The sequence below is a fragment of the Demequina lutea genome, from assembly GCF_013409005.1.
GTDB lineage: Bacteria > Actinomycetota > Actinomycetes > Actinomycetales > Demequinaceae > Demequina > Demequina lutea.
Genome location: NZ_JACBZO010000001.1, coordinates 874224 through 891928, shown reverse-complemented (window position 1 = coordinate 891928; position 17705 = coordinate 874224). Strand labels below are relative to the sequence as shown.

14 protein-coding genes and 1 tRNA gene are annotated in these 17705 nt (G+C 66.0%); 6 read left to right on the top strand and 9 right to left on the bottom strand.

The window, feature by feature from the left end; genetic code table 11:
- Positions 1–5: 5 nt before the first annotated feature.
- The 3 genes from BKA03_RS04370 to BKA03_RS04365 form a co-directional block, all read right to left on the bottom strand.
- Positions 6–1010: an APC family permease gene (locus BKA03_RS04370; RefSeq protein ID WP_202965713.1), complete on the bottom strand. Its 1005-nt coding sequence runs from the start codon at positions 1008–1010 to the stop codon at positions 6–8.
- Between the two features lie 2 nt (positions 1011–1012).
- On the bottom strand, positions 1013–1408 hold the full coding sequence (locus BKA03_RS14990) for a hypothetical protein (RefSeq protein WP_202965714.1): 396 nt from the start codon (positions 1406–1408) through the stop codon (positions 1013–1015).
- Positions 1409–1739: 331 nt separating this feature from the next.
- A tRNA-Met gene (locus tag BKA03_RS04365) sits at positions 1740–1813 on the bottom strand.
- A gap of 131 nt (positions 1814–1944) precedes the next feature.
- On the opposite strand from BKA03_RS04365, the gene BKA03_RS04360 reads away from it, so the two are divergent.
- Positions 1945–2679 carry a DUF4328 domain-containing protein gene (locus tag BKA03_RS04360; RefSeq protein ID WP_179397700.1) on the top strand — a complete coding sequence of 245 codons (735 nt, stop codon included), beginning with the start codon at positions 1945–1947 and terminating at the stop codon, positions 2677–2679.
- A 102-nt stretch (positions 2680–2781) separates the two neighbouring features.
- On the opposite strand, the gene BKA03_RS04355 is transcribed toward BKA03_RS04360, so the two are convergent.
- Positions 2782–5766, bottom strand: coding sequence for a UPF0182 family membrane protein (locus BKA03_RS04355; protein ID WP_083971302.1), 2985 nt, complete (start codon positions 5764–5766; stop codon positions 2782–2784).
- 9 nt (positions 5767–5775) lie between these two features.
- The gene (locus BKA03_RS15535; RefSeq protein WP_179397699.1) at positions 5776–6891 is read right to left on the bottom strand and encodes a YlbL family protein; all 1116 of its coding nucleotides are present in this window, start codon (positions 6889–6891) and stop codon (positions 5776–5778) included.
- 94 nt (positions 6892–6985) lie between these two features.
- Here BKA03_RS15535 and BKA03_RS04345 point away from each other — a divergent pair, with 94 nt between their 5' ends.
- From BKA03_RS04345 to BKA03_RS04335, 3 genes are all read left to right on the top strand, one after another.
- Entirely contained in the window at positions 6986–8359 is a 1374-nt protein-coding gene (locus BKA03_RS04345) for a zinc-dependent metalloprotease (RefSeq protein WP_062074481.1), read from the top strand.
- 97 nt (positions 8360–8456) lie between these two features.
- Positions 8457–8615, top strand: coding sequence for a DUF5679 domain-containing protein (locus BKA03_RS04340; RefSeq protein ID WP_179397698.1), 159 nt, complete (start codon positions 8457–8459; stop codon positions 8613–8615).
- 155 nt (positions 8616–8770) lie between these two features.
- Complete coding sequence (locus BKA03_RS04335) at positions 8771–9679, top strand: hypothetical protein (protein ID WP_152649493.1); 909 nt, start codon at positions 8771–8773, stop codon at positions 9677–9679.
- A 44-nt stretch (positions 9680–9723) separates the two neighbouring features.
- Here BKA03_RS04335 and BKA03_RS04330 read toward each other — a convergent pair whose 3' ends face one another.
- Both BKA03_RS04330 and BKA03_RS04325 read right to left on the bottom strand, forming a co-directional pair.
- Positions 9724–11715: an ATP-dependent DNA helicase UvrD2 gene (locus BKA03_RS04330; protein WP_062074483.1), complete on the bottom strand. Its 1992-nt coding sequence runs from the start codon at positions 11713–11715 to the stop codon at positions 9724–9726.
- Between the two features lie 145 nt (positions 11716–11860).
- Positions 11861–13372: an MFS transporter gene (locus tag BKA03_RS04325; protein ID WP_083971305.1), complete on the bottom strand. Its 1512-nt coding sequence runs from the start codon at positions 13370–13372 to the stop codon at positions 11861–11863.
- Positions 13373–13489: 117 nt separating this feature from the next.
- Between BKA03_RS04325 and BKA03_RS04320 the strand changes: the two genes are divergently transcribed.
- Complete coding sequence (locus BKA03_RS04320) at positions 13490–14101, top strand: TetR/AcrR family transcriptional regulator (protein WP_202965715.1); 612 nt, start codon at positions 13490–13492, stop codon at positions 14099–14101.
- 6 nt (positions 14102–14107) lie between these two features.
- Here BKA03_RS04320 and nudC read toward each other — a convergent pair whose 3' ends face one another.
- Positions 14108–15028: an NAD(+) diphosphatase gene (gene nudC / locus BKA03_RS04315; protein WP_179397697.1), complete on the bottom strand. Its 921-nt coding sequence runs from the start codon at positions 15026–15028 to the stop codon at positions 14108–14110.
- A 104-nt stretch (positions 15029–15132) separates the two neighbouring features.
- On the opposite strand from nudC, the gene BKA03_RS04310 reads away from it, so the two are divergent.
- Positions 15133–16056 carry a phosphotransferase gene (locus BKA03_RS04310; RefSeq protein ID WP_062074485.1) on the top strand — a complete coding sequence of 308 codons (924 nt, stop codon included), beginning with the start codon at positions 15133–15135 and terminating at the stop codon, positions 16054–16056.
- 30 nt (positions 16057–16086) lie between these two features.
- On the opposite strand, the gene BKA03_RS04305 is transcribed toward BKA03_RS04310, so the two are convergent.
- A complete protein-coding gene (locus BKA03_RS04305; RefSeq protein WP_062074486.1) occupies positions 16087–17634 on the bottom strand; it encodes a histidine kinase N-terminal 7TM domain-containing diguanylate cyclase in 1548 nt (515 codons plus the stop codon).
- Positions 17635–17705: the final 71 nt, after the last annotated feature.

Genomic DNA, 17705 nt, shown 5'->3' with positions numbered 1-17705 from the left:
GAAGGCTATACGGTCGGGTCCTCCGGAGCCTCAGCCTCGGCGAGCGCATGTGACGCTCCACGGGGGCGGCCCGCGCGCACCCACGCGACGTACAGCCCGCCAGCCACGATCGCCGTGGCGCCAAGAGACCCGATGGCGGCGGGCCTAAACAGGTTGGCGACGAGCGTGAAGGCCACCGCAATTGCCGCCGAGACGTTGAGGATGAGCCAACCGAAGTGCCGCTCGCGATATGCGAAGTACGACATCGCGGTAAGCCCCATGAGAAAGCTGACAAAGACGGCCACCGCGTAGAACAACACGAGCTCCTGATCCTCCGCTCCCCCGGCGATGACCACTGCTGCGGAGAGCACGAAGAATATGGCGACGCCCACGAGGGGAACGTGATGCTTGTTCATGCGGCCGAGGGCGACTGGCAACACTCCATGGAGAGCTTCCCCTGGCGTCGTGCTGCGGGCAAGGGCCTTGAGAAGACCAGGTCCGGCTTGGAACGATGAACTCGCAGCGGAGAGCAGCAGCAAAGCCGTGGCGCCTTGGAAGGCCGCGAAGACGCTTCCGGAACTGCCGGCTCGCGCGATGTTGGCGACCAGCGTCGCGTCTTCGCGAGGCACCCCAATCTGAAGGTGAACCGCCGCGACCGCCAGTCCGATCGTCAGTACGCCCACGATGCCGAGAGTGAGCCACAGCGCCCAGCGTCCGAAGGCACGCCTGCCGGCGTCATCGAGCTGAGGAAGCTGGGCGATCGCCGAGGACGGGGCCTCGACCCCGGTGGCGAGCGCCATGGCTACAGGGAAGGCCAGGATGACGGCGAGGGGCGCGGATTTGGTCAGGGCGGGCTCACTGATCACGGCGGCCGCAGAATCCCCCAAGGCCTGGATGAGGACCGTCGCACCGATGACGAGGAAAACGAGCGTCAGCACCGCGAACACCGCGCGTCCCAAGTGACCGAACTGCATCAGGAGCGCCACGAGAGTGAGCAGGCCGAGCGCGAGCCACAACCGATGAGGCGCCACACCTAGCACGTACGAGTGATCGCGGAAGATCCCGCGGAGACCGAAATGGCGATCGTCAAGACGAAGTCGACCACCAACGCGCCCATCGGCACGAATGACCAGCCCTCACCGAAGGCCTTGCCCGTCGCCGCGGCAGAGCCGCCCCCCTCGGGAAAGCGTGCGACGAGCTGGTGGTAGGAAGTCACGACAAGCGCGACGACGAACACGACCGCCGCCATCGCGGCAACGAGTAGGTCAAGCCTGCCGCCGAGCGCCCTGAGCGCCGCCTCGATCGCGTAGGCGACCGAGGACACGGGATCCGCCATGACCGAGAACGCGAAGGCAATGAGGAGAACAACACGGCTGTTCCACCAGCGTGAGCGGACAGGGACAGGTTCGCTCAAGGCTGTCGTTTTCATGGGGCCTCCGGTCGAGGCGCGTCGGTTGCCCGGCACGCACGATCCACCAGAGTACTCGCGCCCGAATGGTGCCGGTGCAGGCCCACCGGCCCGGATGCCGGCAAGTCGTGCCGACGCGCGCCTAGGCGAAGTCCGGCGGGATCATGGGAAGCGGGGTCTCGCTGGCCAGCGGACCCCTGTCATCGCGCCAATTCGGCACCCTTTTCTCACCACTCTGCCGAATCCAACGCCCGCCACGCCCGCCACGCCCGCCACGCCACGAGGCGAAGCACACTTCCCGTGGAAAACGACAAAGGCCCCGACCGGTCTAGGTCAGGGCCTTCATCTTTCGTAGCGGGGACAGGATTTGAACCTGCGACCTCCGGGTTATGAGCCCGGCGAGCTACCGAACTGCTCCACCCCGCGTCGGGTGCGCGTCGTGCGCGGATATGAACTCTACCGCGTGCCGTGGCGAGCGCCTAATCGGCCTCCGGAATGATTCATCATCATGCGCTAGCAGGATGCGGTCTTTGCCCAACTTGACTAGCGTCGTTGCTATGACGACACCACCAGCAACGCCAGATCCCTTCGCTTCACCGACTTCGGACTCTTCCCCGACGCCCGCGCCGATGGCTCCTCCCGGTTACACGCCCATGGCTCCTCCCGGTTACGTACCAATCACCGTGCAAGCGGCGGCCCCCAACAAGGTCGCGCTGTGGGCCACCATCCTGACCGGCGCGTACGCCGCGACCTCGGTACTTGGCGCGGTGTCGGCTCCCGCCATGGTCGAGGGACTCAAGCAACGACTCGCGGACCCCCAAAGCGCATCGCTATTTGCGGGCCAGAGCCCCGTGTCCGCTCTCAGCATCCCATTGTCGATCGCAAGTTTCGTCCTTCTCGCGCTGTGGATGTCCAGGATTCGTGCGGCGAGGAAGGCACGCGGCGAGACGATCGGAGGTCCCCCTGCGGTCGAGTGGTGGGGTTGGTTTGTTCCGGTCGCCAACATCGTGTTGCCGCTCCTTGGAATGAGGGCGATCACCAAGGCGCGGGCAGGGATGGGCATTCTGCTCGGCTGGTGGATCGCCTACGTGGCGGCCGTCGGCGTGTCCGTGGCGTCTGTGATTCCGGAGTTCACGGCTATTGACTTGTCAACGGGCAAACTCGCTCATCCCGAGGCCCTCGACCCGATTGTGGGCCTCATGTGGGCAAGCTCCATCGCAATGCTCGTGTCGTGGGTCTTCCTCGCGATGATCATCCGCGTCACAACGCGCCACGAGGCCGAGGTGTCCTAACTGCAGCGTGCTAGCCGATGGCTCTCCACCGAACTTGACAATGACTGGGGCCCGCGGGAAACCGCGGGCCCCAGTCATGCCATCAGTAGGTGTTGACGGGCGCTAGGCGCTCGCTGGTGCCACCGCCGGCTTGGACGGCGTGGGCGTGGGCGTTGCCTGCGGCGTCGGGGTCGGGGCCGTCACACCCGTACTCGCCGTACCGTCCAAGGTAGACTCGGCGTCGATGGCCCTGGCGAGCGCACTCTTCAGCGCATCCTGGGCCTCGCCGTATGCCGCGAAGTCTCCGTTGGCGAGGGCAGCCTGGCCGTCCTGTATCGCCTTCTGAGCATCGCTCAACGCCTGCGCAAGCGCCACGCGCGATTCGCTTCCGTTGGGGTTCGTTGGGGTTGGGGTTGGGGTTGGGGTTGGGGTTGGGCTCGTAGTCCCCGGGTTGAGACCGGGCGTTACCCCACCGCCAAATACCTGGTCCAGTGCGCCTGACAGCGTGTCGGCAAAGCCGACCTGGTCGCCAAACGACACGAAGACCTTCTGGAGTAACGGGAACTGAGTTCCCGTGGAGGACTTCACGTATACCGGCTGGACATACAGGAGTCCCCCGCCAACGGGCAACGTCAGCAGGTTGCCATTGATGACATCGGTCTCACCTTGGCGAAGAATGTTGAGCACCTTCTGCGCCTCCGTGTCTGAACGGAATTGGTTCTGTACCTGGCCTGGACCGGACACGGTCGTGTCTCGTGGCAGTTCAAGGAGGCGAAGCTTGCCGTAATCCGGATCCTTGACCCCTGGCGTACTGCCCGTCTCCGAGTTGACCGCCAAGAAACCCGTCAGCACGTTTCTCGAAGACGTGCCTTGGGGAATGAAACTGCTAGTGAGCGAGAAGGACGGCACGCTTTGACCTGGCATTTGCAGGGTCAGGTAGTACGGCGGTTGGTCCACCGCCTCGTTCGTGGGGTCCTTGGGGTTCGCCCAGAAGTCCTGACCCGAGTAGAAGTCGGACGCGTTTGTGACGTGGTAGCGCGTGAGCTGATAGCGCTGAATCGTGAACAGGTCCTCGGGATAGCGCATGTGACTCATCAGGTCGCCGCTCATGTCCGAGTACGGCTTGAGCGTCGAGGGAAACACCTTCTGCCAGGTCTGCAGGATCGGGTCCTGCGGGTCCCATGCGTACAGCGTCACTTTGCCGCTGTACGCGTCCACCGTTGCCTTGACCGAGTTTCTCACGTAGTTGAGGACCGTGGGGTTCAGCGGATCTGGGTTCGAAAAGAGCGTCGTCGACGTGATGGACGCCGAATAGGGGAAGTTCGCCGTCGAGGTATACCCGTCAACTACCCACACGATGCGACCATCGACGACTGCGGGATACGTCGTCGCGTCGAGCTTGAGATAAGGCGCAACCTTCTGGACCCTTTGTATCGGGTCGCGGTAATACAGGATTTGCGAATCGGGGGTCACGCGGTCCGAGAAGAGGATCTGCTGTTCACCGAACTTCAGTGCGAACATCAACCGCTCAAACGTGCTCCCCACGGCGGGCCCGCCGTTGCCGTCGAAGGTGTTGTTGACCTGTCCGCCGGCATTGTCGTCTGGGTAGTCGAGTTCCCACGGCGTGGAGCCCTTGGGCGCCCCCACGATCGAGTAGTCGGGCATGCCCGTGCCAAAGTACACACGAGGCTGGTACGTTCCGAGCTCACCCGTCGAGGGAATTCCCGACTGGTAGAAGACGGGTCGCCCGTCTGTCTCGACACGGTTGCCATACGCCGCGACCACGCCAAAGCCGTGCGTGTACACGGTGTGGTCGTTGACCCACGTGCGGTTCTCGGCACTGAGTCCATCGAGGTTGAGCCCGCGCACGGCGATCACGGTGTCGCTCAGTGTGCCGTTGATGCGGTACCTGTCCACGGTGAGCGTGCTCGGGAAGGAGTAGTACTGCTTGTTCTGCTGGAGTTGCTGGAACGTGGGTGAAACGACGTTGGGGTCTAGCAAGCGAATCTGTGCGGTCGTGTCGGCATCGGCGCGCAAGGCATCGGCGTTCGCTTGCGTGGTCGCCTTGTATTGCGTCGCGGTCACATTGTCGATGCCGTACGCATACCGCGTCGCGTTGATGTCACGCTGGATGTATTTCGCCTCAAAATCCTGCGCGTTGGGCTCCACCTGAAAGTTCTGGACGATCGCAGGATAGACGGCGCCAACAACGATGGCGGACAACGCCATGAGCCCCACGCCCGTTGCCGGAATCCGCCAGTCGCCGCGCCAAATCACCAGGAGGAACATCAGGCCCACGAGGATGGCGATGCCCGCGAGGATCGACCGCGCAGGCAAAATCGCGTGCACGTCGGTATAGCTTGCGCCGGAGAAACGGGTTCCTTGATTGAGCATCAGGGAGAATCGACTCAACACATAGTCGGCGGCGATTCCGACCATCACGATGAAGCCGAGCACCGCCAACTGAGTACGTGCTCCCTTGCTCGCGACGAAGCGCCTGCCGCCGCCGGAAATCCCGCCATACAGCAGGTGCACGAACGCCGCGAGCACGGCACACATGACCGCGATCGCGAGCGCGAAATCGACAATGGCGCTGAGCACCGGAAGTGTGAAAACGTAGAAGGACGCATCGAGATTGAACTGCGGGTCCTTCACCCCGAAGGGCGTGCGGTGAAGAAACGTCAGGAATTCCATCCACTTGCCTGCCATCACGCTGCCCGCGATGAGGCCCACAAACACAGGCAGGAGTCTGGTGACGACGCGCTCGATGGGCCGGATCTGCTCGCGGTATTGATCGAGCGGCGTGGACCGGGGCGCGGAAGGCGCGGGTCGAATGGACCTCGCCCAGCGCAATGAGCCCCACACGGCGAACGCCGATACGAGGGCGAAGATCGCGAAGATCGCCGCGCGCGCGACCCACTGTGTGCGCCACACGGAGAAGTAGCCGACCTGCTTGTACCAGGCGACCTCGGTCCACACGTTCGCAAACACCACGGTCACGACCACCACCACGGCGACCACAAAAACTGCAACCGCTAGCGGCGACCTGCGTCGTGGCACGTCGACGGGTCGCGGACGACGGACGGGGCGTTCCTCGTCAAAACTCACGGGCGATCCTTACTTGTTGGACTTATCGGAGGCTGCGCTGCACGTGGGCAGCCCGTCGGTCTTTCCCTGACCGATAGCCACGATGGCGGCATAGGCATCGGTGAGGTCGTTGACTGCATAAACGCTGAGGCCCGCAGGAATGTGCCCGATGACGTCGGGACAGTTCGCGACGGGCGCTAGGAAGTAGTCCGCTCCGGCTTCGCGAGCGCCTTTGAGCTTGTACTGAATTCCGCCGATCGGGTAGACCTTGCCGTCAACGTAGATCTCTCCCGTGCCGGCGACCTTCGCACCATGAAGTTCGTCTTGAGGGCTGAGCTTGTCCATGATCGCGAGGGCGAACATGAGGCCCGCGCTCGGCCCCCCGACATTGTTGATGTCCACCTTCACCTGTATGGGCAGGTTGAAGGTGGGGTCGATCGATACTCCCATGAGCGCCCGCCCGTCCGTAGCGGCGATGAGATCGAACGTCACGTCGACGCTTTGGCCGCTCCTGACGACGGTCAGGCTGATGCTGTCGCCAGGCTTGTGCGCTTGGAGCACTCGCGTGAGGTCCGAATACGAGACCAGCTTCTTGCCATCCGCCGCGGTGATCACGTCACCAATTTGGAGCACGTTCTTGGCGTTGGACGTATCAAGAATGCTCGCAACCCTCATCGTGGCCGGCACCACGACCCCGCTCGCCTCGAGCGCGGAGACCGTTGCGGACTCTTGAGACGAGATCCAGTCATCGGCGCTCTGCCGCGCCTCCTGCTTTTGCGCCTGGGGGGACTTGTAGACGCGTTCCACGGGAGCGACGGTGCTGTTGGGAGAAACAAAGGCCTCGAGAACCCTGCCGATGGTGAATGCGCGCTTGGCGCCGGTGCTGAGCAAGACCGTGGTGAGCCGCAATTCGCCCGTAGAGGCATACGTCGGGGCCCCATCTATCGCGACGAGCGCTGTTCCGTCCTTGGACGCCAAGGTGTCGTAGGTTGGTCCGGACGTTTCGATCGCGTACGGCGACGGCAACACTGTGAGCACCGCAATCAGGAGCGACGACAACAGGCCTGCGGCGGCCATCACCCCCGCCTTGCGGGTCGCCGACCGCTCGCTCCAAGCGACGAACGCATCATCATCAGGACCAGTCACCCATCCATCATTGCCCATAGCGAACGTCAGCCCCAATCGCGGTCGCCGTTCGTTACCGTGGGTAACGGTGGGTTCGCACTCTGAAGGAGACACGATGGCCGACGCCGAAGAGCCGTGGATGCGGCTGCTGAGGGAACTCTTTGGCGACGACGCCGATGAGGCGATGGAGCAAATGCAACGGATGGGCATGGACCCGTCCGCGTTGGCGCAGGCCTCGGGCATGGGCAACACCCCTGGAATGGTCGACCACGTGCTCGCACAGATTCGCGCACTGATGTCGCAATCGGCTGGTGAAGACGTGAATTGGACGCTCGCCCACGACGTGGCGCGCGGCGTCGCCGCTCAAGGCGGTGACCCGATCGTCTCTGCCGCCCAGGCCCGCGAATACAGGGCGGCCATCACGCAAGCCGAGTTGTGGCTCGATGCCGCGACCGACTTTGACCCGTCGCGCGCCCAGCCCGCCGTGTGGAGCAGGGCCGAATGGGTGGAAGCCACCCTGCCGACTTGGAAGTACCTGGCGGGACCCGTTGCATCGTCGGTGTCTCAAGCCCTCGGCGGCGTCCTCCGCAGCGAGGAGAGCGCTCTTGACGGCGAGGCCACCCGCGGGCTGATCGACACGGTGAGCCCCACCGTGTGCGGGATGCATGTGGGCCAAGCAGCGGGTGCGATGGCGCGCGAAGCCTTTGGCGCGACCGACCTGGGCATCCCTCTCGTCGAGGAACCCCGCGTCGTGGTGGTACCGCGGGCAATCGAGGGTTTCGCCGAGGGGCTCGACGTTGATGTGGCCGATGTGCGGCTGTTCTTGGCCTTGCGCGAGGCCGCTCATGTGAGGCTCTTCCAGTCCGCCTCGTGGTTGCCTGGCCAGCTTCACGCGGCAATCGAGCGCTACGCGCGCGGCGTGACCGTCGATATCGAGGCTCTGGACAACGCGGTCAAGGACGCCGGCATGGGCGACCCCGCCGCACTCCAGGCCGCGCTCACCACGGGAATCTTCTCTTCGGCGCACACCGTGGAGCAGAAGACAACTCTCGAGTCGATCGAGACGTGGCTCGCGCTGATCGAGGGTTGGGTGGACGAGGTCACGGCGAGAGCGGCCGCGCCGCATCTGCCAGCGCTCGGCCAACTGCGCGAAATGATGCGCAGGAGGCGCGCAGCCGGAGGGCCCGCCGAGGACACGTTCTCCGCGTTGCTTGGCCTGACGCTCCGCCCGCGTCGTTTGCGCGACGCCTCGGACCTGTGGGGAATGCTCACCACCCGCGTGGGGTCCGAGGCGAGGGACGCCTTCTGGTCGCACCCGGACCTGCTTCCCGACGCCGAGAAGTTGGCCGAGTGGCGTGTTTGGGTGGAGGCAGCATCGAGCCCAGGCGAGGCCGACGACATCGACAACGAGATCGCGCAACTGCTTTCAGGCACCTGGCAAGGCAATTCCGGCGAGGATAACGAATCGGACACCCCGAGCGGCGCCTAACGGGTATTGTCGGGAAGCGCGTCTACGCTTGACGCAACGGACCCTCAGGTGGGGGACCAGCGGCACACGCCGCACGATGGCAAGAAGGAGAAAGCTCATGGCCGAGAAGTACCAGGGCGAGTTCTACTGCGTGAAGTGCAAGGCCAAGCGCACCACGGAGGGCGACGTTGTCGTCTCCGAGAACGGGCGTCGCATGGCAAAGGCCGTGTGCCCCGAGTGTGGCACCAAGCTGAACCGCATCCTCGGCAAGGCATAACGCCTTTCCAGACGTTGAGGCCGGGCACCTTCGGGTGCCCGGCCTTTGCCGTCCCAAGGCCGTCCTTGGCCGTCCCAAGGCGGTTCTTGGCCGCTCGGTGACCGGGGCCTGTGGATAGCGACACATGTGTGCCCCACAGATGCCACCCTGGTGCGATGAGACTGCGAAATGGTTCTCGCGTGCTTGACAGGGGCGACGGCACGGTTCAAGTGGGTTTGCGCTCGCCGGTGGTGTTTTCCGGATTGTCGGCCGAGCAGCGGCGCTTTGTTGAGAGGCTTGAGACCGCGAATTCGGTCACGAACCGTGCGAGCGCCCCCTTTGAGGAGATCGTCTCGCGCCTTGAGGACGCAGGTTTGCTCGCGAACCGGCCCACCGAACGCCGCACTGTGGCCCTCAACGATGCTGGGCCACTGGGCCTGAACGTGGGCATCGCCCTTGCCCGTGCAGGGTGGGCCGTCCACTTCGAAGACGACGCCCCTGCGTCGGCGAGCCCTCCTCACACGTACGCTCCGGGGACTCTCGCGACGACGCGCCAGTCGGCGGCGGCGGACACCGTCGCGAGGCTCGTTCCGGGAGCCGCGGTTCGCGTGAGTGCGGCTCGCGCAGACGCGTGGGTCCTGATATCGCACGGGGCGCCCGCGCTCGATGCCGCCCTAGCCTTCATGTCGACGGATACGCCACACCTGTTTGTGGTGACGGATGAACGCGGGGCCATGGTCGGCCCGTTCGCGGTGCCTGGCGAGGGAGCTTGCGGGCTTTGCGACGGACTTGCGAGGGCCGCCGTGGACCCCGCGTGGCCGCGCCTGGCCCTCCAACTTCGCGCGCCTTCTGTGGCTCCGCCAACTGCGGACGCGGACGTGGCGGCCTCGATCGCTGGGCTTGTGTGCGGTGCTCTCGGCGCGTGGCGCGCCGGCGACGCGCGCGCCTGGCTCGATAGCGTCTGGAGCCTGACGACGGGGGCGCCACCGGCATTTCGCACCGTGACCCCAGACACCGATTGCGGTTGCGGTGCTGCGGCTCCGGTGGGAGACGAGCTCGCCGCGCACAGGGCGCGATTCAAGTGAGCTGCCGCAGCGTGTGATGCACACGTGCAGTCCGTTGCGCGACCTCAGTGGGCGGCGACGACCTCGAGGATTTCCAGGCCGTAGCGGTCCAGTTTGGTGGCACCCACGCCGTGCACCTTCGCGAGTTCGCCCAGCGTTTGCGGCCTGCTCCTCGCGATCGAGATCAGGGAGCTGTCCACCAACACGGTGAACGCAGGCTTCGCATCGGCCTGGGCGTGCTCCCATCGCCACGCCTTGAGCGCCTCGAAGAGCTTCAACTCGTCCACATCGAGGTCGTGGGACGTGGCGCGAGCCGCACGCTGTTGCTGAGCGGGCCGCGCATCGGGCCACCACTTCTCGAGGAACCTCGTGCGCTTGCGCGTCGCCTTGCCGCCCTCCCTGCGCGAGCGTGCGAAGCTGAGGTTCAGGTGTTCGCGGGCACGCGTGACGCCCACATAGAGCAAGCGCCTCTCCTCCTCGATCGCCTCATCCGTCTCGGCCAGCGAGATGGGCAACAGCCCCTCGGACATTCCGACCATGAACACGGCGTCCCACTCGAGGCCCTTGGCCGCGTGGAGCGTGCTGAGGGTCACACCCTCGACGGCGGGGGCGTGTTGGGATGATGCGCGCTCCGCTAACTGCTCGACGAAGGTCCGCATCGTCGCGCCCTCACCCGTGGCAGCGATGGACTCGGCGTCGGTGTCGTCGGCAAGCTCCGCGAGCGCCTGGAGCGATTCCCAGCGGTCCCTCACAGCGCCGCGTGCGGCCGGTGGCTCCTCGGTCCATCCGGCGCTCTCCAGCGCCGAGCGCGCCTGGACGCCAAGCGGCTCGTCCGTTGCGGATACGGCGGCCCCGCGCAACAGGAGCATCGCCTTGCGCACCTCTTCGCGCCCGAAGAATCGCTGACCGCCGCGCACCAGGTAGCCGATGCCCCGCGTCGCGAGCGCCTCCTCGAGGGCCTCTGACTGACTGTTGGTGCGGTACAGCACGGCGATCTCCCGCGCCGAGACACCGGCGGACATGAGTGCATCGATGCGTGAGGCGACACCCGCCGCCTCCGAGCCATCGTCCGCATACGCGTGAAACGCCACGGCCGGACCCGAAGGTCGCTGGGCGACCAGTTCCAGGCCACCACCGGCGTTCGAGCGCTGAGCCATGATGCCGTTGGCGAGCGTCACCACCTGGGGCGTTGACCGGTAGTCGCGCACGAGACGCACGATGGCTGCGTCCTCATACTTCCTGGTAAAACCCAACAAGTATTGCGGCGATGCCCCGGCGAAGGAGTAGATGGTCTGGGCGGGATCGCCAACGACGCACAGCTCGCGCCGTCCACCGAGCCACTGATCGAGCACATATGCCTGCAGCGGGGAGACGTCTTGGTATTCGTCCACCACGAAGTGCTTGTATTGGCGCCTGATCTGGTCGCCCACGTCCTGGTGGCGGCCGATCATGTCCGCCAGAAGTAACAGGATGTCCTCGAAATCGAGCACCACCGCGTCGGTCTTCGCCTCCTCGTAGGCTCGCAAGACATCGACGACTTGTGCGCGCTCGATCCCCGCCGGCGCGGGCCGACCCGTGTCGGTGGTGAACTGCACGTAGTCCTCGGGAGCAACCAGCGTGACCTTGGCCCACTCGATCTCGGAGGCGAGGTCGCGCACGGTGAGACGGTCGACGCTCAGGCCGGCGGCCCTGGCGGCGCGGCCAACGAGCGGCGCCTTCTGCTCCACGAGGGAAGGCATCTGCCCGCCCACCACTTGCGGCCAGAAGTAGCTCAGCTGGCGCAGGGCTGCGGCATGGAACGTGCGGGCCTGCACGCCGTCGGCGCCGAGCTGACGCAAGCGGGTGCGCATCTCCCCCGCCGCCCGCGCGGTAAAGGTCACGGCCAAGACCGAGTGGGGGTTGAACGCCCCCACGCGCACTCCGTACGCCATGCGGTGCGTGATGGCGCGGGTCTTGCCCGTGCCAGCGCCCGCGAGGACGCACACGGGGCCGTGGAGGGCCGTGGCGACCTCGCGTTGTTCGGGGTCAAGGGCTTCGAGAAGTTCGTCTGCAGACATCGGCGCCATTGTGTCAGGCGGGGGTGACGCCGGTGACGATATCCCCAGGTCGACGCTCGTGAGCATCGACCTGGGGAACCCTCGCTTGACCACAAGGCGCCGGTCAGGGAGCCGTCAGAAAAGTGAACCGATAACGGCCGCGCTCTCAGTTTGCAAGCACAGCGTCAATGTCGGCCTCGAGCTCGGCGTCGCGTTCCGCGGCCTCCCTCGCCTCCACGCGGGCCGCGTGTGTCGCTCGTTCGGCACGTCCCGCAGGGATCGTGAAGGCAAGAAGCAACACGGTCGCTGCCAGGAAGAGCGCCGAGGCGAGGAACGCCCTGTCCGCGCCGACCACGAATGCGTGAGCGGCGATCTGTTGGGCGCTCGCCCCCACTTGGGAGGAACGCGAGGCAGCCCCGCTGCCGATCGTCACCAAGATAGCGAGGCCGAGCGAGCCCCCGATCTGCTGGGCGACGTTGACGAGACCGGAGGCGGCGCCTGCCTCGGTGGGCGCGACGTCCGTGAGGCCCGCCGCCGTCAACGGCACGAAGGCAAGTCCGTTGCCCAGCCCAAACAGGACGAGCGGCAAGACGACGCCGAGGTAGTTGCTGTCGGCCGCAAGCCTCGAGAGCAAGAGCAACCCCGTGGTGGAGAGCGTCAACCCGCCCACCATGAGGGTCCGCATCCCGACCCTGCCCATAAGACCGGCCGAGACCCGCGCCATCACAAAGAGCGCGAGCGTGATGGGGAGGAAGGCCAGTCCCGTTTGGATCGGCGTGTAGCCAAGGATCGACTGCAGGAACTGGGTCAGGTAGAAGAACATTCCCATCATCCCTGCGACAAGCAGGACTCGCCCGATGAGCGCCGCGGATCGTGTGCGGTGCCTGAACAGCCCGAGCGGGGTAATGGGCGACTCGGCGCGCAGTTCGACCGCGATGAAGAGGCTGATGAGCATCGCTCCCGCAGCGAAGGCGGACACCGTGCCGATGTTCGTCCAACCGTCCGTTGCCGCCCTGATGAAGCCGTAAACGACCGCCGTCGTGCCGAGTGTCACGGTGAGAGCACCCGCGATGTCGAAGCGCCCGCGGTGGCGGACGGTCTCGGCGAGGGCGAAGCGGCTGACCAGGATGAGCGCGATGCCGATGGGGACGTTGACGAAGAAGACCCAACGCCAGTTGACCCACTGAACCAGTGCGCCGCCCGCGAGGAGGCCGACGGCCGAGCCGCCGATCGACACCGCGGAGAACCAGCCGAGAGCCCTGGCGCGCTCACGACCCTCGGGGAACGTGCCGACCAAGATGGCCAGGACGGACGGGGCGGCGAAGGCCGCACCGATGCCCTGGACTGCTCGAGCGGCGAGGAGTTGGGTCTCGTTCTGGGCAAAGCCCCCAAGGAACGACGCAAAGACGAAGAGCCCGATGCCGGCGATCAGCATCCGACGACGGCCGAGAAGGTCGCCCGCGCGTGCCCCGAGGAGCAGCAGGCCACCGAAGGCCAGCGTGTAAGCGTTGATGACCCACGACAGGCTCGTGGGGCTGAAGCCGAGCGCGGTGTGGATGTGGGGAAGGGCGACGTTGACGATTGTTGCGTCGAGCACGATCATCAGTTGGGTGGTCAGGACCGTCGCGAGCGCCAACCTCGATGGAGCCAAGGCTCTGGCCGGGGTGGAAGTGGACATGAAAGCCTCCGCGAGTACTATGGGGACAGAAGTGGATGGAACCTCCGGTTAGTACTATACGGAGGCTTCCTCCGTTTATGCAACTGCAAGACGCCGCTCGCGTCGGAAAGGCCGGTCGTGACCAAGCCCATGGCGGCGGTACAGGGCGCCTCTCGTCCGCTACGTGCGGACGCGGCCCGCAACCGCGCGGCAATCGTGGCCGCAGCGTCCGAGACCTTCGGCACGTCAGGGACGGACGCCTCTCTCGAGGAGGTCGCCCGCCGCGCCGACGTCGGCATCGGCACCCTCTACCGGCACTTCCCGACCCGCGCATCCCTGATCGAGCAGGTCTACCGCAGCCTCGTCGACGAGCTGTGTGCAACGGCGCCAGCTCTTCTCGCGACGCGCACGCCCGTCGAGGCGCTTGAGGAGTGGGTGCTGAGTTTCACGACCTATGTGGGACGCAAGCGCGGCGTCGTCGCGTCGCTACGCGCCGCCCTGGGCGACGAGCCGACGACGGTGTTCGCCGATAGCCACGACAAGCTGCAAGCCGCGACCAGGCTCCTCCTTGACGCCGCCCAACGCGACGGCGCGATCCGCAGCGATGTCGAGCCGATGGACGTCCTCCGCGCCGTCAGCGGCCTGTGCATGGTCGGCGGCGACCAGGGCGACCCGCAGGAAGCGGCCGAGAGGACTCGAAGGATGCTGGGCCTCGTGCTCGACGGGCTGCGATTCGGAGCACCCGCCTAACGTGGCCTAACCGTTGAAGCCCTCGCCATGTGGCGCATCGGCGAGCGGCCCGCCATACCAGCCCTCGAGTAGCCTGCGCGCGATCGAGCCATGCGGCGCCAAGATGACGGTGCCGTCGGCCACGAGCGCGACGATCTCCTCACGAGACACGAACATGGCCTCGCTGATCTCGTCCTGGTCGAGCACGAAGGCCGCATCGTCGACGCTGGCGGTGAAGCCCACCATGATCGAGGCAGGGAACGGCCACGGCTGCGATCCCACGTAGGCGAGGTCGCGCAACACCAGCTGCGCCTCCTCGAACACCTCCCTGTGAGCGGCCTGCTCGAAGCTCTCCCCCGGTTCGACGTAACCGGCGAGGTGAGAGAAGCGACGTGGCGACCAGTACGACGCGTGGGCAAGCAATAACCTGTCCTCCTGGTCGGTAATCGCCACAATCACGGCCGGATCGGTGCGCGGGTAATGCTCCTTCTTGTCGCGCTCACACCACCGCACCCAGCCGCCCTTGCGGGGCTCAGTGAGATCGCCACACACGGCGCACCGCGGGTGGTTCGCGTGCCAGGTAGTGATCGCCACGGCGGTGGCCGCAAGCTCCCTGTCACGCGCGCCCTCCGCACCACGCAGCGCAAGGGAGCCGATGAGGTCCCTGAGCCCAACCATCCGCTCGCCGTCGATGCCGTCGTCGTTCGTGCCAAAGGCGGGGTCGACGGGAACGAGCGCGGCAATGTCGCGCCCCGCCTCGCGTCCTAAGTAGACGCGTAGCGACGCCGCGGGTTGGTCCGCAGGCGCGACGAACACGAGCTGTCCGTCCAGCGCCAAGACGGAGCCGTCGCGCACCACGATCGCGTCAATGGCGTCAAGGTCAACCGTGTCGCGGCGGTCCGCCGCCCTGTCGACCAGCAGGGGTCCGGTCAGATGTATGGGGCTCACGCGCTCCACGGTACCCGCACGCGCGGGCGCCATTATCGACCGCGCGGACCTGGTACGCGGCGTGGAACACGCGCATCGGGGCCGTTTCGCCGTACGGTTGCTTCGTGCCCCGCTCACCTCTCGCGCTCGCCGCCCTCGCCTCGGTCGCAGTTCCCGGCCTCGACGTGTATGACGTGTTGCGCAGCCCGAACACCGATGCCGACTTTGACGTCGTGGTCGTCAAGGACGCAACGGGCAAGAGGTGGGTCGTCCGCGCGCCCAAGAGAGCCGCCGCCGGCGCTGCGCTCGAGGCAGAGCGCGGACTGTTGCTCGCTCTCGGCAGGGCCCACGAAGCGGGACTCATCGAGTTCGATGTTCCCCGTCCGGCGGGCTCCGCAATTCTGACGGGCGAGGACGGTGGACGCGCCGTCGTCTACACGGAGGTGGCAGGCACGCCGCTCACGCTTGCCGCCGTCGAACCTGGGCCCGGGCTCGCGGCATCGATCGGCAGGACGCTCGCCGAGATCCACGAGTTGCCCGTCTCTTTGGTCGAGGATCAGGGCCTGCCGGTGTATGAGGCCGCGGATTATCGCGACCGACGCATGGCGGAGCTCGACACCGGAGTGGAGACCGGCCTGGTGCCGCCTCGATTGGCGGACAGGTGGGAACGCCAACTCGAGAATGTCGCATGGTGGCGCTTCGAACCCACCGTGACCCACGGCGACCTCGGAGAGCACCAGATCTTGGTGCGCGAGGGGATCGTTGCTGGCGTCGTCGACTGGATGGATGCCCGCGTCGCCGACCCCGCCGACGATCTCGCCTGGCTTGCCGCCGCCGCGCCCGACGAAGTATTTGAGTCCATCATCGAGGCGTACACCATGCGCAGGCGCGAGGTTCGCGACCCTCACTTGGTTGACCGCGCCCGACTCGCCTCCGAGCTCGCGCTGCTGCGGTGGCTCATGTTTGGCGTGCGCACCGAAAACGACAACGTCATCTCGGACGGTCAGGGGATGCTTCGCGACCTCGAGGCCATGCTCTTCGAGAGCTAGGCCCGCAAGGGAGGCAAGCGCCACCTGAGGTCAGGCGCCACCCACGGCTACGAACCCCGGCTGGGCCACACAGGTGCGATCACGGCCCTCGCGCTTGGCGTGATAGAGCGCCGCGTCGGCGGCATCCATCAGGACTGCGACCGAGCGGGCGCCGTCCCCCGTGGTCGCAACACCCGCACTGACGGTCACGTGGAGGGCCCCCTCCCGAGTCGACACCGACGCACGCGCACACGCGTCGCGGAGCCCTTCGGTATGCGCGAACGCCTGCTCGCTCGTGAGCCCGGGAAGCAGAATCAGGAACTCCTCGCCGCCGATCCTGGCGAGCGTTGACGAGGGGACCTCCTCAAGCATCGCGCTCGCAAGTTCCCGTAACACCCTGTCCCCCACTGGGTGGCCATATGTGTCGTTCACGGCCTTGAAGTGATCCACGTCAATGACGGCGATGCTCATCGGCACGCGCTTGGCGACACATCTCGCCAGAGATTGCGGGAGCGTCTGTTCCGCGTAGCGACGGTTATGCAGCCCTGTGACGGCGTCACGCACCACAAGGTCGGCCAACTCGGTGCGCAAGTGCGCGAGCTCGCGGCGCTGCAGCACCGCATCGGTCACGTCTCGCAACACGACTGCGCGACCGCTTGGCGCCCCGTTTGCCTCCGACAACGGCGAGATCGTCACGTCCAGGACAACGTCAGCTCCCGCGACTGTCAGATCGTGCTCGCCGGGATGCATCACCGCGTCCGCGATGCACGGCCACACTTGCCGCAAGGGCTTGTCAATGTACGCGGATGCGGGGCCTTGCGCGCCAACCACCCTCAATGCGGCCGCGTTGGCGTCGAGGATGTGGCCTTGGTTGCCAAGGACGATGACGGCATCGGCGAGCTCCTCGAGTACCTGGGAGCGCGCAATCCGGACTGCTTGGCGCATCTCCAACGGTACGACGGCGCGCCAAATCAACAAGGATGTCAATGCGAATGCGGGCGCCGTGAGGTCGATGCCGGCGGGACTCGAGATGACGACCGTCACGACACTCGCGACGATCGGAATCGCCCAGAACGATGCGATCAACGGCGCATTCCTGCCCGTAAAGATCGAAGAATCGTGACGACCCTTGAACATTTCGATCGTGGCGATCGTGAAGAGCGAATATGTGATCGCCACGTTCGCCCAAAAGAGCGGCCCGTAGGCCACCGAGCCGTCCTCACCCTTGACCGCGACGAGCCCCCACAGCATTGGCAACGAAGCCGCGATGACGGTCAGCGCCGGGTGAGCGGCGAAGCCCACCACATCAGGAGCGGAGAGTTTCCGACCCGGATGCGTCGCCCCGTGAATACCCGCGCGGATGCCCGCGACGACCAAGGCGAGCGCGGGCATGGTCCACGCCTCGATCGCCTGGACCGACGAGGGCCCGATGATCACGCGCAGCAGGTCGACGGTCGCCCACCACGCGGTGCCCGTGAGGTAGATGAGTAGTCCGACGCGCAGTGAAGACAAGCCGGGTGCGCGAACGGTGGCGAAGATCACGACGACCGCGATCAGGGCCGACGTGCCGTACACCCAGAGCAACACCGCCTCATGCACGACGATTCACCCCCTTGATTGGGTCTCGTGTCTCCTCATCGTCCGTCGCGCCCCCCTTTCAAGGGGCGGCA

Bases quoted from the DNA above. Each gene is read 5' to 3' on its own strand.
- BKA03_RS14990 (WP_202965714.1), bottom strand. From the start codon at position 1,408: ATGAAAACGACAGCCTTGAGCGAACCTGTCCCTGTCCGCTCACGCTGG.
- BKA03_RS04360 (WP_179397700.1), top strand. From the start codon at position 1,945: ATGACGACACCACCAGCAACGCCAGATCCCTTCGCTTCACCGACTTCG.
- BKA03_RS04345 (WP_062074481.1), top strand. From the start codon at position 6,986: ATGGCCGACGCCGAAGAGCCGTGGATGCGGCTGCTGAGGGAACTCTTT.
- BKA03_RS04340 (WP_179397698.1), top strand. From the start codon at position 8,457: ATGGCCGAGAAGTACCAGGGCGAGTTCTACTGCGTGAAGTGCAAGGCC.
- BKA03_RS04335 (WP_152649493.1), top strand. From the start codon at position 8,771: ATGAGACTGCGAAATGGTTCTCGCGTGCTTGACAGGGGCGACGGCACG.
- BKA03_RS04330 (WP_062074483.1), bottom strand. From the start codon at position 11,715: ATGTCTGCAGACGAACTTCTCGAAGCCCTTGACCCCGAACAACGCGAG.
- BKA03_RS04325 (WP_083971305.1), bottom strand. From the start codon at position 13,372: ATGTCCACTTCCACCCCGGCCAGAGCCTTGGCTCCATCGAGGTTGGCG.